This window comes from Anaerotignum sp. (genome assembly GCF_045122575.1).
In the GTDB taxonomy this organism is placed as follows: domain Bacteria; phylum Bacillota; class Clostridia; order Lachnospirales; family Anaerotignaceae; genus Anaerotignum_A.
Genome location: NZ_JBGVHV010000173.1, coordinates 1 through 18,503, shown reverse-complemented (window position 1 = coordinate 18,503; position 18,503 = coordinate 1). Strand labels below are relative to the sequence as shown.

The 18,503-nt window shown below is 42.3% G+C and carries 17 protein-coding genes and 1 pseudogene; 4 read left to right on the top strand and 14 right to left on the bottom strand.

The features are described from left to right. Window positions 1-324 (bottom strand): annotated as a pseudogene (locus tag ACJMLT_RS08655) (bile acid:sodium symporter family protein); the annotation flags it as partial. 39 nt (window positions 325-363) lie between these two features. Then, a complete protein-coding gene (gene ilvD, locus ACJMLT_RS08650; protein ID WP_405729514.1) occupies window positions 364-2,028 on the bottom strand; it encodes a dihydroxy-acid dehydratase in 1,665 nt (554 codons plus the stop codon). 240 nt (window positions 2,029-2,268) lie between these two features. Between ilvD and ACJMLT_RS08645 the strand changes: the two genes are divergently transcribed. From ACJMLT_RS08645 to ACJMLT_RS08635, 3 genes are all read left to right on the top strand, one after another. After that, a complete protein-coding gene (locus tag ACJMLT_RS08645) occupies window positions 2,269-2,970 on the top strand; it encodes a FadR/GntR family transcriptional regulator (RefSeq protein WP_405729511.1) in 702 nt (233 codons plus the stop codon). Between the two features lie 42 nt (window positions 2,971-3,012). After that, complete coding sequence (locus tag ACJMLT_RS08640; protein ID WP_405729508.1) at window positions 3,013-3,291, top strand: manganese catalase family protein; 279 nt, start codon at window positions 3,013-3,015, stop codon at window positions 3,289-3,291. A gap of 244 nt (window positions 3,292-3,535) precedes the next feature. Beyond that, window positions 3,536-4,732: an IS256 family transposase gene (locus tag ACJMLT_RS08635; protein ID WP_405729516.1), complete on the top strand. Its 1,197-nt coding sequence runs from the start codon at window positions 3,536-3,538 to the stop codon at window positions 4,730-4,732. Window positions 4,733-4,906: 174 nt separating this feature from the next. Here ACJMLT_RS08635 and ACJMLT_RS08630 read toward each other — a convergent pair whose 3' ends face one another. The 6 genes from ACJMLT_RS08630 to ACJMLT_RS08605 form a co-directional block, all read right to left on the bottom strand. Next, entirely contained in the window at window positions 4,907-5,854 is a 948-nt protein-coding gene (locus ACJMLT_RS08630) for an ROK family glucokinase (RefSeq protein ID WP_405729505.1), read from the bottom strand. Window positions 5,855-5,952: 98 nt separating this feature from the next. Then, a complete protein-coding gene (gene ptsP, locus ACJMLT_RS08625; protein ID WP_405729502.1) occupies window positions 5,953-7,608 on the bottom strand; it encodes a phosphoenolpyruvate--protein phosphotransferase in 1,656 nt (551 codons plus the stop codon). 21 nt (window positions 7,609-7,629) lie between these two features. Beyond that, complete coding sequence (locus ACJMLT_RS08620; protein WP_405729499.1) at window positions 7,630-7,890, bottom strand: HPr family phosphocarrier protein; 261 nt, start codon at window positions 7,888-7,890, stop codon at window positions 7,630-7,632. A gap of 36 nt (window positions 7,891-7,926) precedes the next feature. After that, a complete protein-coding gene (malQ, locus tag ACJMLT_RS08615; protein WP_405729497.1) occupies window positions 7,927-9,447 on the bottom strand; it encodes a 4-alpha-glucanotransferase in 1,521 nt (506 codons plus the stop codon). Further along, complete coding sequence (locus tag ACJMLT_RS08610) at window positions 9,444-10,301, bottom strand: endonuclease/exonuclease/phosphatase family protein (RefSeq protein WP_405729495.1); 858 nt, start codon at window positions 10,299-10,301, stop codon at window positions 9,444-9,446. Before ACJMLT_RS08610 ends, malQ begins: the two co-directional genes overlap by 4 nt. Before the next feature lie 25 nt (window positions 10,302-10,326). Continuing rightward, window positions 10,327-12,501, bottom strand: coding sequence for a PTS transporter subunit IIBC (locus ACJMLT_RS08605; protein WP_405729493.1), 2,175 nt, complete (start codon window positions 12,499-12,501; stop codon window positions 10,327-10,329). A gap of 295 nt (window positions 12,502-12,796) precedes the next feature. Here ACJMLT_RS08605 and ACJMLT_RS08600 point away from each other — a divergent pair, with 295 nt between their 5' ends. After that, window positions 12,797-13,822 (top strand): LacI family DNA-binding transcriptional regulator, encoded by a 1,026-nt coding sequence (locus ACJMLT_RS08600; RefSeq protein WP_405729490.1) that lies wholly within the window; start codon window positions 12,797-12,799, stop codon window positions 13,820-13,822. 62 nt (window positions 13,823-13,884) lie between these two features. Here the strand turns inward: ACJMLT_RS08600 and ACJMLT_RS08595 are convergent, their stop codons facing one another. From ACJMLT_RS08595 to ACJMLT_RS08570, 6 genes are all read right to left on the bottom strand, one after another. Next, window positions 13,885-14,490, bottom strand: a complete 606-nt coding sequence (locus ACJMLT_RS08595; protein ID WP_405729487.1) for a DUF1349 domain-containing protein — start codon at window positions 14,488-14,490, stop codon at window positions 13,885-13,887. Further along, complete coding sequence (locus ACJMLT_RS08590; protein WP_405729484.1) at window positions 14,477-15,109, bottom strand: sugar O-acetyltransferase; 633 nt, start codon at window positions 15,107-15,109, stop codon at window positions 14,477-14,479. The genes ACJMLT_RS08595 and ACJMLT_RS08590 overlap by 14 nt, the downstream gene beginning before the upstream one ends. Before the next feature lie 219 nt (window positions 15,110-15,328). Then, the gene (locus ACJMLT_RS08585) at window positions 15,329-15,751 is read right to left on the bottom strand and encodes a hypothetical protein (protein WP_405729481.1); all 423 of its coding nucleotides are present in this window, start codon (window positions 15,749-15,751) and stop codon (window positions 15,329-15,331) included. 17 nt (window positions 15,752-15,768) lie between these two features. Next, window positions 15,769-17,277, bottom strand: coding sequence for a Y-family DNA polymerase (locus tag ACJMLT_RS08580; protein ID WP_405729478.1), 1,509 nt, complete (start codon window positions 17,275-17,277; stop codon window positions 15,769-15,771). 175 nt (window positions 17,278-17,452) lie between these two features. After that, complete coding sequence (locus tag ACJMLT_RS08575; protein ID WP_405729475.1) at window positions 17,453-17,815, bottom strand: hypothetical protein; 363 nt, start codon at window positions 17,813-17,815, stop codon at window positions 17,453-17,455. A gap of 24 nt (window positions 17,816-17,839) precedes the next feature. After that, window positions 17,840-18,503 (bottom strand): 5'-nucleotidase (locus ACJMLT_RS08570; RefSeq protein ID WP_405729472.1); only part of this gene is annotated, 664 nt, incomplete at its 5' end.

The following is an 18,503-nucleotide window of genomic DNA, read 5'->3' as shown; positions in this document are numbered from 1 at the left end:
CGCCAGTTCAGGAGGCAGTTTGAAAATCCAGCTCAGGCCAAAACCAATCAATGGCATAATTACAAACTGTGCCAGTTCACCAAAAATAATATCCTTAGGTCTGGATAATACAATCTTGAAATCTTCCAGTTTCATTGTCATACCCATACCACACATAACAATCATCAGCAGATGATTTACATTAATATTGCCTCCCAAAAACTCTGCATTACCAACCCAGCTTGTAAAACTATTCTCTACCATATAAGCTAAAACTGTTACTACAATTACGATAGCCGCCATATATTTATTTACAAATTGCGCTATTTTTCTCAGTGCGTTCATAACCATTCCTCCTTGATCATTCTGTCATAAATCCCATCATTATTCAAGTACTGCACCACGAGCTGCACTTGTTACCAGTTTTCTGTAACGCGCAGCATAACCTGTTACTTCTTTTTCCGGACAAACCCAATTTTCTCGTCTTTCCTGCAGTGTTGCTTCATCTACTTCCAGATGGATTTTGCAGTTCTTGATATCAACTTCAATGATGTCACCATTTTCCACCAGCGCAATATTACCACCCTGCGCTGCTTCAGGAGAAACATGTCCGATTGCTGCGCCTCTAGTAGCACCGGAGAAACGACCGTCAGTGATCAGCGCAACACTTTCCCCCAGACCCATGCCACAGATCGCAGATGTAGGGTTCAGCATTTCACGCATACCGGGACCACCTTTAGGGCCTTCATAGCGGATAACCACAACATCACCGGGGACGATTTTACCAGCATAAATTGCTTCAATGGCTTCTTCTTCACCATCAAATACTTTTGCAGGTCCTTTATGCTGCATCATTTCAGGTGCAACAGCAGCACGTTTTACAACACAGCCTTCAGGAGCCAGATTACCTTTCAATACAGCAATACCGCCGTCTTCAGAATAAGGGGTTTCAATAGGACGAATGATTTCAGGATCTCTATTCTGAACACCTTCCAGATTTTCACCCAGTGTTCTGCCTGTACATGTCATAACGGAAGTATCCAGTAAGCCTTTCTTTGTCAGTTCCTTCATTACTGCATGAACACCGCCAGCCTGTTCCAGATTTTCCATATATGTATCCCCTGCAGGTGCCAGATGACACAGGTTAGGGGTTTTAGCAGAGATTTCATTGGACATATCAAGACTTAGTTCAATACCGCATTCATGTGCAATTGCAGGCAGATGCAGCATTGTATTTGTAGAACAACCCAAAGCCATATCTACTGTTTCTGCATTATGGAATGCAGCTTCTGTCATAATGTCTCTGGGGCGAATATTCTTCTTTACCAGTTCCATAATCTGCATACCAGCATGCTTCGCCAGACGCAGACGAGCGGACATAACTGCAGGGATAGTACCATTACCACTTAATCCCATACCAATTGCTTCTGTCAGACAGTTCATGGAATTGGCTGTGTACATACCAGAGCAGGAACCACATGTGGGACATGCACTGTTTTCATATTCTTCAACACCTGCTTCGTCTAATGTACCTGCATGATAAGCACCTACTGCTTCAAACATATGAGACAGGCATGTACGATTACCATTATTCAGTCTGCCTGCCAACATAGGACCACCAGAGCAGAAAATTGTAGGAACATTTACTCTAGCTGCTGCCATCAGCAGACCGGGTACATTTTTATCACAGTTAGGAATCATAACCAAACCGTCAAACTGATGTGCAATTGCCATCGCTTCTGTAGAATCAGCAATCAGATCTCTTGTAACCAGAGAATACTTCATACCAACATGACCCATTGCAATACCATCACATACTGCAATCGCAGGGAATTCGATAGGTGTACCACCTGCAGCTCTAATACCCGCTTTAACCGCCTCAGAGATTTTGTCCAAATTCATATGGCCGGGTACGATTTCATTTTTGGAACAAACCACGCCAATCAGAGGTTTTTCCAGTTCTTCTTTTGTAAAGCCCAATGCATAGAACAGAGATCTGTTAGGTGCTCTGTTTACACCCTGTGTTACATTACAACTTCTTTCTTTCATTTTTACTCCCCCTCTTATATTGCTTCCGTTGTATTATCTCTTTTTTTAATGTATGATGTCATTCTAAATCAAAAGATGTCATATGTCAATCGAACATAATTAATAAAGAAAATTAAGAAAATTTGTAAATTAGTACTAAAATTTGACTTTATTGATGAGATTTTATATAATATTAATAAAGGAAAATAAATACTTGTTTATCAACAGCAAAAGACATCAAACAAGAAGGATTTGATATATATGAAAAAAGATAAAAAAAGTCTATCACAGCAGACCGCTGATAAAATCTATGACATGATTGCAAAAGAACATATATACCAACCAGGGGATCAGTTGCCCAATGAAATGATTCTTTCTGAACAGCTTGGTATCAGTCGTACTACACTGCGTGATGCTGTCCGTATGCTGACACTACAAGGTGTATTGGAAGTACGTCGTGGGAAAGGTACTTTTGTGTCCTCAGAGGAAGCTATTATTGGTAATTACGGATTGGATAACCTGGATCGCATACGCATAAAACTAAAAGATCTATTTGAAATGCGTCTTCTTTTTGAGCCTCAAATGGTTGCCCTCGCCTGTCGCAGAGGTAGCGATGAAGAAATTGAAGCCATTTGTAAGCAAGGTCAATTGGTTGCTGACGTCATTAGCGAAGGAAAAGCCTGGACAGATCCCGATCAAGAATTCCATCGATTGATTGTTGCGGCTGCACACAACGATTTCATGAATCATTTAATCCCTTTGATCAATCGTGCAGTTGATGAAGCTATTTTGATTGGTTCTTCTAAAGAAGACCTTTTCAAAAATACAATTCAAGACCACGCCCTTATCATGGAATTTCTAAAAAAACGTGATGCACAAGGTGCTAAAAATGCTATGGAAATTCATATCCATCACGCTATCCATACATTAGAACTAAACAAAGGAAATGAGTCAATTATCTAACTAAGATTTAAAAAACGGATAAGATTTATATCTTATCCGTTTTTGTTAATTCCACTTTTCTTTTTTAGATTTTCCACTATACATTTACTTTACATAACACGTTACACTTACAAAGGTGCAGCAGAACAAAAAGCCCGGTCGACTTATGAATACCTCATCGATCTGGCAGAAGATCCCGCCGTTCTGGCACCTTTGCGGTTCCTAAGGGAAAGAGAAATCGTCCACTTTCAGAGATTTGGCGAAGCCCTGGATATTGCACGGGATTATCTGAATCAGCAGCATTATTTCTTTATGCAGAAAAATGGATGTAATACAAAATAAAACTTGCATAATGGCAAAAGCGGCATGATCATTCATGCCGCTATATTTTTATGTTATAAATGATGTATTTAGAAATCTGTGTATATATCAGAGAACACTCGCTATCTTCCAAAGAATTATTTATTCGGTAGTATCCCAAAGTTTGTGTAAACCTTCAAACTGATGTAAGATAAAATTACTCAGTTTGGAGGTTTTATTTATGGCACGAAAAAAAGATTCCCCTCAAAAAGCAGCTCTTCGAGAAATGATGAGCACCTATCTGAAAGAAAATGATGTAAAAATCAAGGATGGAGCAGATGTAAATGCAATTATGCGAGATATGATGTCTATAATCCTTGAAGGCGTTCTAACTGAAGAATTGGATGAAGAACTCGGCTATACCAAGTATGACTATCGTAACAAGGATACCGATAACAGCCGAAATGGCTTTTCTCAGAAAACAATGCACACCAGTTACGGAGATATGGAGCTGGATATTCCCAGAGATCGTAAAGGTGAGTTTGAGCCACAAATAATCAAAAAATATCAGAACACTGTCACACAGGGCATGGAAGAAAAAATTCTTTCCATGTATGCCAAAGGAATGACTACCAGCGATATTGAAAGCCATATGCGCGACCTGTATGGTATTGAGATTTCTGACAGCACAATCAGCCGTGTTACAGACAAAGTACTCCCTATCGTAAAAGAATGGCAGGAGCGTCCTCTGGAAGAAATCTATGCAGTTGTTTTCATGGATGCGATCCATTATCATGTTCGCCATGAAGGCCGTATCGTAAAACGAGCTGTATATATTGCTATCGGCATCGACATGAATGGTCACAAAGATGTGTTGGGTATGTATGTTGGTCAGAATGAATGTGCAAAATTCTGGCTGTCTATCCTGAACGGCCTTAAAAATCGCGGTGTTCAGGATATCCTGATCGCTTGTGTGGACGGTCTTTCTGGATTCCCTCAGGCAATCGAAGCCGTATTCCCTGAAACAGAGATCCAGCAGTGTATTATCCATCAGATCAGAAACACCACAAGATTTGTGTCCTATAAGGACATCAAACCATTGATGACTGACCTGAAACGAGTTTATACTGCAGCGACAGAAGAAATCGCATTGGTTGAACTGGATGCCTTCGAAGAAAAATGGTACAGCAAATATCCTAGAATTGCCAAATCCTGGAGGGATAACTGGGCCAACCTTTCCGCATATTTCAAATATCCTGAAGCTATTCGTAAGCTGATTTATACTACAAATGCAATTGAAGGATTTAATCGACAGCTGCGTAAAGTCACAAAATCTAAGACCATTTTTCCTTCTGATGACAGTTTGATGAAAATGCTGTATCTGGCAACTATGGATATCACGAAAAAATGGACCGGACACCGTCTTGATTGGGGTCAGATCCATTCTCAGTTGGAAATATATTTTGAAGAAAGATTATCCTGATTATAGTCTGAATAGGGCTGTCTGTGGCAGCCTTGCTTGGCATGCAAAAAATTGTCGCTATAATACAGGCAAAGGGCAAAGTCCTGAAAATCGACTTTGCCCTTCATAACTCATTTCATTATTTTACATCAGTTTTTTTACTTTACACAAACTTTGAAACAGTCTCATTTATTCTTATTCTGCATATTCATTTAAAATCAGTTTAAATGCGCCATAAACTCCTGCATCATTTCCTAATTCCGCCAACCGAATCTTTGTGGAACGGCAAGCATGAAACGCATATCTCTCGAAATATTTCATCGTTCCCACAATCAGAGGCTCCCCTGCTTTGCTGACCCCGCCGCCAAGAAGGATCACTTCCGGATCAATCACACAGCAAACATTCACCAGAAGCAGCCCCAGATATTTATATACCTGCTCCAGAATCGCACAGGCAGCAACATCTTTCTTTTCCGCTGCCACAAAAATATCCTTGCATTCCATATCCATCATGTGTCGTAACACACTTGGATCGGTATACTCTGCCAGATATCTTCTAGCAAGGCGAACAATGCCTGTTGCAGAACAATATTGCTCCGCACAGCCGCACTTACCACAGCCACAGGCTTCTGTCTCGCCGGGTTCTAGTGTTATATGTCCGATTTCGCCGCCGGCACCATGAATGTCATTTATGATTTTTCCTTTTACCACAATACCACCGCCAATGCCTGTGCCAAGGGTAGCCATCACTATATTTGTATATCCTTTCGCACCGCCCTGCCAGCATTCCCCCAAAGCCGCCACATTGGCATCATTGCCTGCCTTTACTGGAAATCCTGTCAGTTCGGACAACTCTTTTTGGATATCTACCTTTCCGCAGCCCAGGTTGACACACTGATTTACTACACCAAGATCATCTACCGGTCCGGGCACCCCTACCCCAATGCCAATGATCTGTTCATTGCGAATATTCTTCTCTTTCAGAAATGTGTTCACGGAAGCAGCGATATCCGGAAGAATGGCACATCCGCCATTTTGCGTATTTGTTTTGATTTCCCATTTATGCAGTAATGCACCCGTTTGGTCAAAGAATGCCAGCTTAACAGTTGTGCCGCCAATATCCACGCCAAATCCATATGCCATATCTGCAGCCTCCTCTTTTTTCAATACCATTTCTTCTTATTTTATCTTTTGTTTCTTCTTGTTTTATCTTTTGTTCTCTCTGATTTCTTTTGTACTTATTAACAATCCAGCATTTCCAGTGTACAGGTCTTCGCAATGGAGCTGCGAATTGCTGCACGCAAAGGTAATACTGCATTGGGTGTCACAGAAATTTCATCCATACCCATAGCAAGGAACGTAGGCAGCATACTCAGATCTGCCCCCAATTCTCCGCAGATACCGATCCAGATACCTGCTTTATGGGCTGCATCGGCAGCCATTTTCAGTGCGCGCAGCACCGCAGGATGGTGAGGATCATAGAATTTTCCCAGATCATTCGCCTGACGGTCGCATGCCAGTGTGTACTGTGTCAGGTCATTGGTGCCAACGGAAAAGAAATCCACTTCCCTCGCCAGTTCCTCTGCCACAAAAATGGATGCCGGTGTTTCCAGCATAATACCGATCTCTGTATCCTTGTGAAAAGGAATCCCTTCCTGTTCCAGTTCTGCCATGACCTTCTGACAGGCACGTTTGCATTCCTTCACTTCCCAGACAGATGTGATCATGGGGAACATGATAGCCACTTTACCATAGGCAGATGCACGATATAGCGCCCTCAGCTGGGGCTTAAACACCTCAGGACGATTCAGGCAGATACGGATGGCACGAACCCCCAATGCAGGGTTTTCTTCTTTGTTCATATTAAAATAATCCACCTGTTTATCTGCACCGATATCCAGTGTACGAATAATGACACGCTTGCCATTCATGGCTGCGGCAACCGTTTTATATGCCTGAAACTGTTCTTCCTCTGTAGGATAATCAGAAGCCGCCAGATAGAGGAATTCACTGCGGAACAGACCAATACCCTGACCATCATTCGCAAGAACAGCCGCCACATCTTCGGGAGAACCGATATTGCAGTAAACATTGATTTTTTTGCCGTCCAGTGTGATATCTTCCTGTCCCTTCATGGTCTGAAGCAGTTCTCTCATTTCCTGCTGTTTCACGAACTTTTCGCTGAACTGCGCCAGTGTCAGTTCGTCAGGTTCGATATAAACACTGCCCACTTCTCCATCCACATATGCCGTTCTGCCTGCAAATTCCGGATTCAATGTTTCCCCCAGACCGCAAATCGCAGGAATACCCATGGTACGGGCAAGGATAGCCGTATGGCTGTTGCTGGAACCGCCCTGTGTAACGAAAGCAAGGATCTTGCTTTTATCCAGCTGAATCGTTTCAGAAGGCGCCAGATCATCCGCTGCCAGAATAACAGGAACAGCAGAATCGATACCGCCTTCCACAATGCCCATCAGATTATTGCAGATACGATTGGAAACATCACGGATATCCGCCGCACGTGCCTGCATATAGGCATCATCCATAGCGGCAAGCATTTCCGCAAACTGTTCGCCAGCCTGCTGTACTGCATATTCAGCATTGCAATTTTCATCTTCCATACAGGAATGGATGCACTCTACATAATCTTCGCCTTCCACAAACATCGCATGCGTTTCAAAAAGAACTGCTGCTTCATCCCCAGCCTCTTCTCTACAGCGTTCTGCCAGTGCTTCCAGCTGGGCAATGGATTTTTCCTGTGCCTGTGCCAGACGCATTTTTTCTGCATCCATATCTTCCACCTGCCACTGACGAACTGCAGCATCCGGACGGCGGAAAAAATACAGAGGACCTTTTACGACGCCCTTGGAGACGCCTTTGCCCTGCATCATGATCATACTTATCCCCTCCTGCTGCAATTACAGGTTTTCAGCCAGTGTGTTGTACATTACTTCAATGGCATTTTCTTCAGAAGGGCCATCCGCTGTTACTGTTACAACATCGCCTTCCTTTACACCCAGGCCCATCAGTTTCATCAGCTGTGTAGCCTTTACTTCTTTGTCGCCTTTCTGGATCATAATCACTGTATCAGGGAATGTTTTGGCTGCTTTTGCCAGTAGGCCTGCGGGACGTGCATGGATACCCAGGGGATCTGTAATTGTGTAATTAAACTGTTTCATCGTAAATTCCTCCTTATATGACTTGATATATCTTTATTATTTCGTTTCGTTGTAGTTGTTCCAGTTCATTCTGCCGTAACGCATTGTTGTAGCCAGAATTCCCTGCTGTAGTTCTTCTGTCAGTTGCTCCTTCTTTACTCTCCATCTCCAGTTGATGCCAATGGTAGAAGGTGTATTGATCCGGCAGCTGTTGTCCAGCCCCAGATAATCCTGCAGAGGAATGATACACATTCTTGCTGCACTACGCATCGCCAGTGCAATAAAGGACTGGTGGAGCAGTTTATGCGGTGTTCTCTGGTCGCAGAGGTAATCTCTTGCCATCTGCTGTTCTTCTTTTGTAATCGATTTAAACCAGCCGTTCAGTGTTTCATTATCATGGGTGCCTGTATAAACCACACTGTTTTCCGGATAATTATGGGGCAGATAATCATTGGCAGAACCGGAATCGCGAGAATCAAAGGCAAATTCCAACACTTTCATGCCAGGGAATCCACTATCTTTTAGCAGCTGACGAACAGAATCTGTCACATAGCCAAGATCTTCCGCGATCACTTCATGCCAGCCCAGATTCTGTTCCACACAGCGAAACAGATCGATGCCGGGGCCTTTTTCCCAATGCCCGTCCACTGCCGAATCCGCACCATAGGGAATGGAAAAATATTCATCAAAACCACGGAAATGATCGATTCTTGTTACATCATACAAGCGGAACACATACCACAGACGACTCAGCCACCACTGATAGCCCGTTTCTCTGTGATACTCCCAACGGTAAAGAGGGTTGCCCCAGAGCTGCCCTGTAGCAGAAAACCCATCAGGGGGACAGCCTGCCACGGCATAAGGCACATTATTTTCATCCAGCTGGAACAGTTCCGGATGAGCCCATGTATCCGCGGAATCCATGGCAACATAAATGGGAATATCCCCGATGATGCCAATATTTTTTTCATTGGCATACTGCTTCAGTTTCCAGTACTGTTCAAAAAATTTAAACTGCAGATACATCTGAAATTCAATATCATAATACAACTCTCTGCGGTAATAATCCATAGAATAGCCATAACGTAGACGGATATCTTCAGGCCATTCATACCAGCACTGACCATCAAAGAAATTTTTCAATGCCATGAATAAAGCATAATCAGAAAGCCACCATTCGTTTTCTTTTACAAAATGCTGATATGCTACATTTTCGCTGATATTGCTTCGTTCATAGGCTTTTCTCAGCAAAGTATAACAGCTGTTATACTGGGCTTCGTAATCAATATCCGTTTCATCCTCGCCAAAATCCATGCTGTCACATTCCTTCTGCATCAGCACCCCTTCTGCCACCAGTGCATCCAGATCAATGAAATAAGGATTTCCTGCAAAGGTGGAGAAGGACTGATAGGGAGAGTCACCATAACTGGTGGGGTGGATCGGCAGGATCTGCCAGTAAGTCTGACCGGTTGCCTGCAGCCAGTCCACGAATTTATATGCTTCCTCAGAAAAACAGCCAATGCCATATTTTCCGGGTAAACTTGTGATAGGCATCAGAATGCCTGCTGTTCTTTTCATACTATTTTCTCCTTTATATCTATGAATACACCGAAGTGATCGGAAACCACAGGTCTGTTTTCCCCATTAAAAATCACTTGAAAGGATTTTACACAGACCCTATGACTAGAGAAGATATAATCCAAACGCATTGCTTTCACTTCCTGATCCTTCAGTCGTTCTTTCCAGCCATCGATCACACAGGGAACGGTGATCCCTCTGTCTTTTTCCAATGCTGCAGAATAAGTATCCAGCCATCCATTGGTCAAGATCCATTCATAGCTCTGTCCGGAAACAAAATCAGGTGCATTGAAATCACCCATGAGCCAGACAAATCCATTTCTCCTTTTCTCTGAAATCCGTTCTTCCAGCTGTTTCCACTGATCCAGAAAAGGCTCTTCCGCATCATCCCACCAGCCCATGTGGATGGTGTAAAACCAGTCTGTCAGGCCTTCCACCTGCATCCCGAGAACTGCCCGAGTACGCCAGTTGTGATAATCATTTACCTTACTAATCGGGAATGCCTCCGCTGCAGTGATCTTTCTGCCAAGACTCAGCAGCGCTACCCCCTCATCGTATTTTCCATAGCCCAGTTTAATGGGAAGCCATACCCAATGACACGCAACCCCTGCCTGACGCAGGCGATATACCACCTGTGCCGCATGGTTATCCTGTTTCAAAGGAACCTGTGCCGGGATCGAATACAATCCTTCCCAAAGGATATCTTCCGCCACTGCTGCATCAGAGGTCTGATTCACCTCCTGCAGTGCAATGATGTCAGGTTTTTCCTGCAGGATTCCCTCTATAAACCACTCCAGTTTCTGTTCATAGTTTTCTTCCTGAAGGGAATGGGTATTCAATGTCAGAAGTTTCATATAAATCCACCTCTATCCTAATTCTTTACAGAATATCGTTAATATCAGATTTCAAAACATCCGCTTTCGGACCATATACTGCCTGAATGCCATTGTCTTTTTTGATCAGACCGAGTGCACCTTCTGCCTTCCAGTCAGCAATCTCAGCCACTTTATCCAGATCCTTTACAGTAACACGCAGGCGTGTCATGCAGGCATCCACCAGTGTAATGTTTTCTCTGCCGCCCAGCAGTGTGATGATACGTTCTGCCTGTGTATTGCCATTTGTTTTGTTTTCCGCTGCAGCTTCTTCACCTTCACTTTCATCAGTGTAGTTACCCAGACGACCGGGAGTTGCAAACTGAAATTTACCGATCATAAAGTATGCAACAAAATAACCAATTGCAAGGAATGCCACACAGCAAATCACAAAATTCAGAATATCACCGCTCAGACCAGCCTTCAGAGACATAGGCACACGAGTCAAAAATTCCAGATTACCAAAGGAATGCAGACGCAGATCAATGATCCCTGCCATGGCAAAAGCACAGCCCTGCAGCAGTGCATATACCACATACAGAGGCAGTGCACAGAACATGAACATAAATTCCAGAGGTTCTGTAACACCTGTCAGGAAAACAGCCAGTACTGTAGAAATGAACATGGAGCGATAGTTTCTTCTCTTATCCACATCTACACGACGGTACATTGCCAGCGCAATACCCAGCAGCAGACCTGTTGCGCCGATCATCTGGCCTACTTTGAAACGGGCAGGTGTTACTGTATTTAACAAAGTTTCATAAGCTGCCATATCACCAGCATCCTTGAAGTTAATCAGATCTGTTACCCAAGCCAGCCACAGAGGATCCTGACCAAATACTTCCGCACCGGCGTTGATGCCTGTCTGAATCACATATGTACCGCCAAAGGATGTATAGTTCATAGGGATCGTCAGCATATGATGCAGACCAAAGGGCAGCAGCAGACGTTCCAACGTACCATAAATGAAAGGCGCCAGAACAGGAGATGTGGCAGAGGAACCTGCGATCCAGATACCAAATGCATTGATACCTGCCTGAACCACTGGCCAGATGACTGCCATGATCAAGGAAGCGACTGTGGAATAGAAAATGACAGCCAGGGGAACAAATCGTTTGCCGTTAAAGAAGGCCAGCGCTTCAGGCAGTTTACGGAAATTATAGTATTTATTGTAGACGGTACCGCCAACAAAACCAGAAATAATACCAACAAATACCCCCATATTCAGAGCAGGAGAGCCCAGAACGGAAGTAAAGTAATTTTCTACCAGCATCTCCTGTCCGAAGAAGGAACTAACAACAGCACCTTCCATCATAAGCATATCCGCTGTTACACCAAATACCGCACCTGTGATGCGGTTGATCAGGATAAATGCAATGATCGCCGCAAAGGCACCGCCGGCTCTTTCCTTCGCCCAGGAGCCACCGATGGCTGCCGCAAACAGGATATGCAGATTGGTAATGATAGCCCAACCGATGTTTTCCATGGTGGAACCAACGATCATCAGGAAGGACAGATCTGCCATCTGGAACAATTTACCGATACTCAGCATAATACCTGCTGCAGGCATAACTGCAATAACTGTCATCAGTACCTTGCCCAGTTTTTGCAGAAAATCAAAATTGATACCTTTCTTTTTCTTGGGTTCTTCTGTTGGTTCTGCTACAGGCTCTTCTGTAATCATTTCTACTGTTCTTTCGGGAATTTCGCCCAGTGTGATCACTGTGTCCTTACCTGCAGTTACATTACCTTCCACTGCGTACATAGGCAGTTCATCTGCATCATCACAGATCAGAACAGGTGTAATCGTAGGAACGTTTCTGCTTTTCAGAAATTCCAGATCCACTTCTGCAATCAGATCGCCTGCCTTGACCATATCACCTACCTGCACATGGCTGGTAAAGCCTTCCCCTTTCAAGGCAACACTATCCAGACCAACATGGATCAGGATTTCCAGATCGTCATCAGATGTAAAGCCATATGCGTGCAATGTTTCTGCAACACTGGCCACTTCGCCGTTTACAGGTGCATAGATTTTTCCGTCTTCCGGAATGATCGCAACACCATCACCTAAAATTTTCTGAGAAAACACCGCATCAGGCACCTGCTCCAAAGGAACGACCTTACCTGTTAACGGTGCAAGAATGAACTTCTTCAGTTCTGCATTGGTTGTACAACTCATTACTTAACCCCTTCCACATTTTTCATTTAGTTGCATTGTTTTTCTGCAACCAGAATACATGATTTGCATTGATTTTGCAAGGCTTTCGTAGATAAATATTGCCAAATCTACATTATGTACAATATTTTGCAGCAGATTTTGTGCAAATTGATGCCGGATTTATGCAAACAGTTTTGCACAACAATCAAATTTATTGTGCCAAGAATTGACATCTCCCCTGTATTCCTGTACAATGAAACAGAAAGAAATCATTTGCATAAATCATATCATATGTTTCGCAAAAGGAAGTGCAATTATGGCAGTAACAATAAAAGATGTAGCAAAACTGGCCGGGGTTTCCCCTTCTACTGTTTCCCGTGTATGCAATGACAATCCCGCTATCAGTAAAGAAACCCGGGAAAGAGTGCAGAAAGCAATGTCCCAGCTTGGGTATGACTCTCCTGCCGTGAATGATACACAGACAAATACTTCTGTGAAAATGATCGGCATCATCCTTCCTCCGTCCCAGGTAGATGTATATGACAACACCTTCTATCTGAAAACAATTCGCGGCATCAGCCGCTTCTGTAACCAGCAACAGGTCGCAACCAATGTTGTCACCGGAAAGGATTATGAAGAAATTTTGCAGTCTATTCAGACACTTCATCGCAGTGGCATGGCCGACGGATTCATCCTTCTTTATTCCTTCAAGGATGATATTGTTGTAGATTATCTGTGCGAGCACGGATTATTGTATGTGATCGTCGGAAAGGCAAATGAGCTCGCAAACCAGACCATCTCCATCGATAATGATAATCTGCTGGCCGGCAGAGAAGTAACAGATTATCTGTATGATTTAGGGCATCGTCGTATCGGTTATCTGGGTGGCAAGGATGAAGCTCTCTATGCCTTCGACCGAAAATCCGGCTATCAGTTATCCTTGTTGCAGCATGGACTGCAGGTCAAACCGGAATATTGCTTTGAAATCGAAAGTATACAGAATGATAATTTAGGAACATTGAAGGAACTCCTTTTGCAGGAGGACAGACCCACAGCTTTTGTTGTCAGTGATGATATGCTGGCATTGGTACTGGAAAGAGCCTGTATACAGCTGCAGCTCTCCATCCCGGATGATATTTCCATTATTTCTTTTAATAATTCCATGTATGCAAAACTGTCTTCTCCTCAGCTCACCTCTGTGGATATCAACTCTTTCCAGTTAGGACACGAGGCTGCTTCTCAGATCATCAATCACGCAGATTATCCAAATCTGATGGCTACAAAAATCGTTGTTCCTCATCGCATCGTCGAAAGGGATAGCTGTAAAAGAATTACTGAATAAAAAAAGAGGGAACGATGATAAATCGTTTTCCCTCTTTTTATTTTTCAGATAATTTTCTTTCATTACTCCTGATCAGGCTGCTGCCCATCGTGTGCAGACCATTTACATTCCGTCATTTCCATGTCTGTAAAAATCGCCCTGAAAGAAGAATCTTCCGGGCTGCAGGCATAAACCCCAAATCGAATCGTACCTTTCGCATTCCACATATGACAAATACGCATCTGCTTGTATGTTACACCATCATCAGAACATTCAATGCAATAGTCATCTTCCCTGCGGCTGAATCTATACCACATGGACTTGATCGATGCATCGATTTCCGTTGTCGCCCAATCAGAATATCCGTGATTTGTCACAACACTTCCCAGGTGCTGGTACTGTTCGTTTTCATACTCAATAGATCCCTTCAGCCAGTTTTCACTGTCCAGATACATGACTACGCCACACTGGTCAAATCGATGTTTGCTTTCAAATTCTGTTTTTACTACGAAGGAAAAATACTTTTCATCCGTTTCCATCTGTAAAACAGGTGCAGTATCGTTTCTAAAATGGTAATATGTTCTTTGCCACAGATCTGTATGAGGTTCCGTGACAATTTCGATACGATCATTTTCAATAGAATAATTTTTCGGTTCTCTTGTCCATTTCAATGCATCAATCTGAAACATTCTTTTCACATTCCTTCTTGTATTCCTGATATTGTTTTTCCCAATATATTCTGTCTTCTTCCGTGATTTCCCTGATTACTTTGCATGGATTTCCTGCTGCAATCACATGACTCGGAATATCTTTGGTCACGACCGAACCGGAACCAATCACCACATCATCCCCAATCGTTACTCCGGGATTGATAACAACGTTACCACCGATCCATACGTCTGAACCGATTGTAACAGGTCTTGCATACTCTACTTCCGTATTTCTGATTTTTGCATCTATCGGATGTCCTGCTGTATAAATGCTGACATGAGGTGCAATAAAAACATTATCCCCAAACGTCACATAATTTTCATCTAAAATAGTCAGACCGGTATTGGCATAAAAATGCTTTCCAAACATGACCCTGTCACCATGATCAAAATACACAGGAGGAGTAAGGATCATGTCCTTAGGGGCTCTGCCAAAACATTTTTTCAATTCTTCCAATGCACTGTTATCATGCCAGAACTCTGACTCATTAAATCTTTTCTGGGCTGCATGAACCCTTTCCCATGAACCATCTCTAACTTTTGAAGGACAATATAATTTTTGAGACAGCATTCTGTCCCACTCGAACTGTGATCTCATAATGTTACCTCATCAAATTAATATTTCATTTTTTATTATACTCTAAATTATCTTTTTTTCAAATAAGCAGAGAAATCACTTTACATAACACGTTACACTTACAAAGGTGCGGCAGAAGATGCACACACGTAAACCTATCCAAAAAAGGTCCACCTTGTCGGACACAAATAAGGACTTCAAAACTGTTCTATCCTTTTGAAGTCCTTATTTGTGCGTTTATCATTTTTCATTTTCAATTTGAATAATGTCCTCTATCAATACCTTTTTCCCATCCAAAAACACCAGCATAGCCGGATACTCTTCTATTTTCTTTACTTTTCCAGAATGTAATGCATATCCACCGCCAAGTTTATTTACTTTTTCATCAAAATAAACTATTTTTATTTCTGGATTCAAATCTATCTTTTCCCTAATACCCTGTAATTGTACATCAAGAAGACATTTCGCATCCTCAGATAAAATAATCCTTTTATCCAACAATAAAATATCCGCTGTATCCTGTACCATCTCATCGTAGCCAACCAATGCAGCAAAGGGAGCAAACTGGGCCGCCCGGTTATATACCGTCATATGTGGCCTATAGATAGACTGATGATGAGGCAAATCTATAATATCGCTATATCTTCCGCTATTTTTACTCATCTCAGACCACCTCGCTTTTACGCTTTATGCCCGCCGACCTGCTCATTTCTTTCTCTCATGGTTGCACCTTCCAAAAGATTCATTCCCTTCAGAAGTGCATTTTTGCCGTACTTTTTATGGATATGTAGGATTGCTTTCTGCAGCTGCTTTTCTTTCCATTCCGCAGCTTCTTCCTTCTGCCTAAGTCTGTCCATTTCTACATTATCTGTAAATAGATCCAACTGTTCCGGTCCTTTCCTTTTCTCCATTTTTTCTTCTGTAATAATATTATTAGCCGAAATCGTAACCCTACGCACCAGAAGATTCTTATCTACGATTCTGTCAAAAAGCTCGATCACTGCCTCGATAATGGTCAAAGAAGAACTGGTATGCTTCGGTAAGTTCACTGTTCCATGAGCATGTTTGGGTACTTCTCTGCCATAATGGTCCCTAACGATCTCACCCTGATAATATCTCCGGAATACAGGATCACTCAAGCTTTCCCTGTCATATCCAATACTCAGAACCAACTGATTCGTAACAAGGCCCTTATCTACCATATCCAGGACTAATCGATCTGCCATTTCTCTTACGATCACTCTGGCCTTTTCTACTGTATACGCACAATGCAGCACCTGCCCAGAACTAAGACTGTTGCTGATTGGTTTATAAGCTTTTACATCTGCAATGGTACAAGGTTCCCAGCCCCAGGCATGATCAATCAGAAGTTCCGCATTAACACCGAATAATTTATATAATCGATCTTCACCATATTTCGTCAATGAAAATCGTGCAATGTCGCCCATAGTACGCAGTCCAATGCTATGCAACTTCCTCGTATATCCGCTGCCAACCCGCCAGAAGTCTTTTATCGGTTCATGTTCCCACATTTCATAGCGATAAGACTTCTCATCCAGCTCTGCAATACGCATCCCTTTCTCATCCGCAGGCATCTTTTTTGCCGTAATATCCATCGCAACCTTTGCCAGATACATATTGGTACCGATCCCTACTGTAGCAGTGATTCCCGTTTGTTTAAAAACATCTCCAACGATCTTTGATGCTAACTCATGAGCTGACATTTTATAAAAATCCAGATATGTCGTAAAATCAATAAACACCTCGCCTATGCTATATACATGAATATCTTCTGGCGCAAAGTACTTTAAGTAAATATCATAAATGGCAGCGCTCTGCTCCATATATGCGACCATTCTGGGCGGTGCAATAATAAAATCCAATTCCAGAGTTGGGTCCTTTTCTAACTCCCTAATATCATAAGACTTATCCCAAAAGGCCTTCGCCGGGATCTTCATCCGTCTTTCATAATTGATATCTTTTACCTTCTGGATTACTTCAAACAGTCTTGCTCGCCCAGAAATCCCAAAAGATTTCAACGCCGGTGATACAGCCAGGCAAATCGTTTTTTCTGTTCGAGACATATCCGCTACAACTAAGTTCGTTACCATCGGATCCAATCCCCTAGCAACACACTCTACAGAAGCGTAGTATGACTTCAAATCTATGCAGATATAAGTTCTTTCCATAGAATCACCCCAAAAAGCAAACATATATTCTTAATTTTTAATTATATACACGAATATTTGTTCTGCGCTATTGTTATAGCATATCGCAAAAGAATTGACAAGGCGAACACTTATGGAAATTTTAGGTTTTCACATATATAAAATTAAGGTATCCAACAAATAGTTGGATACCTTATCAATACCAGGCAACAATTCCACGTTCTAAAAGTTCGCCGCCTTCAAAAGCATTTTTTATCCTTTTCATTGCATGACTTCCATAAAATGCATATACTTCCGCTTCCGTTGCAGATGGCAACTCATCCTCTGTTAACATAGGCTCTCCTTCCATTTCTCGAAGCCGATTTATGGAATCTCTTAAAGCGTTCAATTCTTCTATACTTATTTCGCAGATTTCATCTGTAGGTGCCAGCTGCAAAATACATATGTCATTCTCTTCTAGATTCAAGACAATAGTTCCATGTGTTGATTTATTATTTTCCGGATAATACCTGTATATTGCTAATCTTTCAGTTTTCTTAATCATTTCAAATGATACCATAATCAATCACCACACATTTTCTTTTTATTTACACTTTATAAACTGCACATCTGCAACATACTCTTGTGTAATTTCCCATTCACTTTCCTTCTTCAAAAAGGTATTATCTTTTTTGTATGGTACCCTCGCAGATGGCACATATTTAGATGCCGGTTCCGTATGTACACTCTGATCATCAAAAAAGATATTTGCTCCAAAAGCTTTTAAAACCTCGCTCTTTTCAATACCACCGAGAAAAAATGCTTCATCGATCCTTACATTCCAAGCTCTCAGTGTTCTTACAACTCTTTCATGCGCCGGTGCATTCCGCGCTGTTACCAAGGCTGTACGAATAGGCATTTCATCCTCAGAAAATTTCTGTTGAATGACAGAAATTGTTTTCAATAATTTTGCAAAGGGACCTTCCGGAAGAGGTTTTCTTGCATTTTCATATTCATGTTCCGCAAATGCCTGCAATCCTTCTGCTTGATAAATTCGTTCTGATTCATCAGAAAAAATAACGGCATCTCCATCAAAAGCTATTCTAATCTGATCTATACTTCCATCTGCATCAATTGGCAGTCCAGAATGTGAACAAATGATACCGGCTGCAATATTTGCATTGATTGCTTCCTGAACATCATTCTCATTTGCCGACAAAAATAAATCTGTTTTAAACGCATTTAAGTACGGTGAAATAGATGCTCCA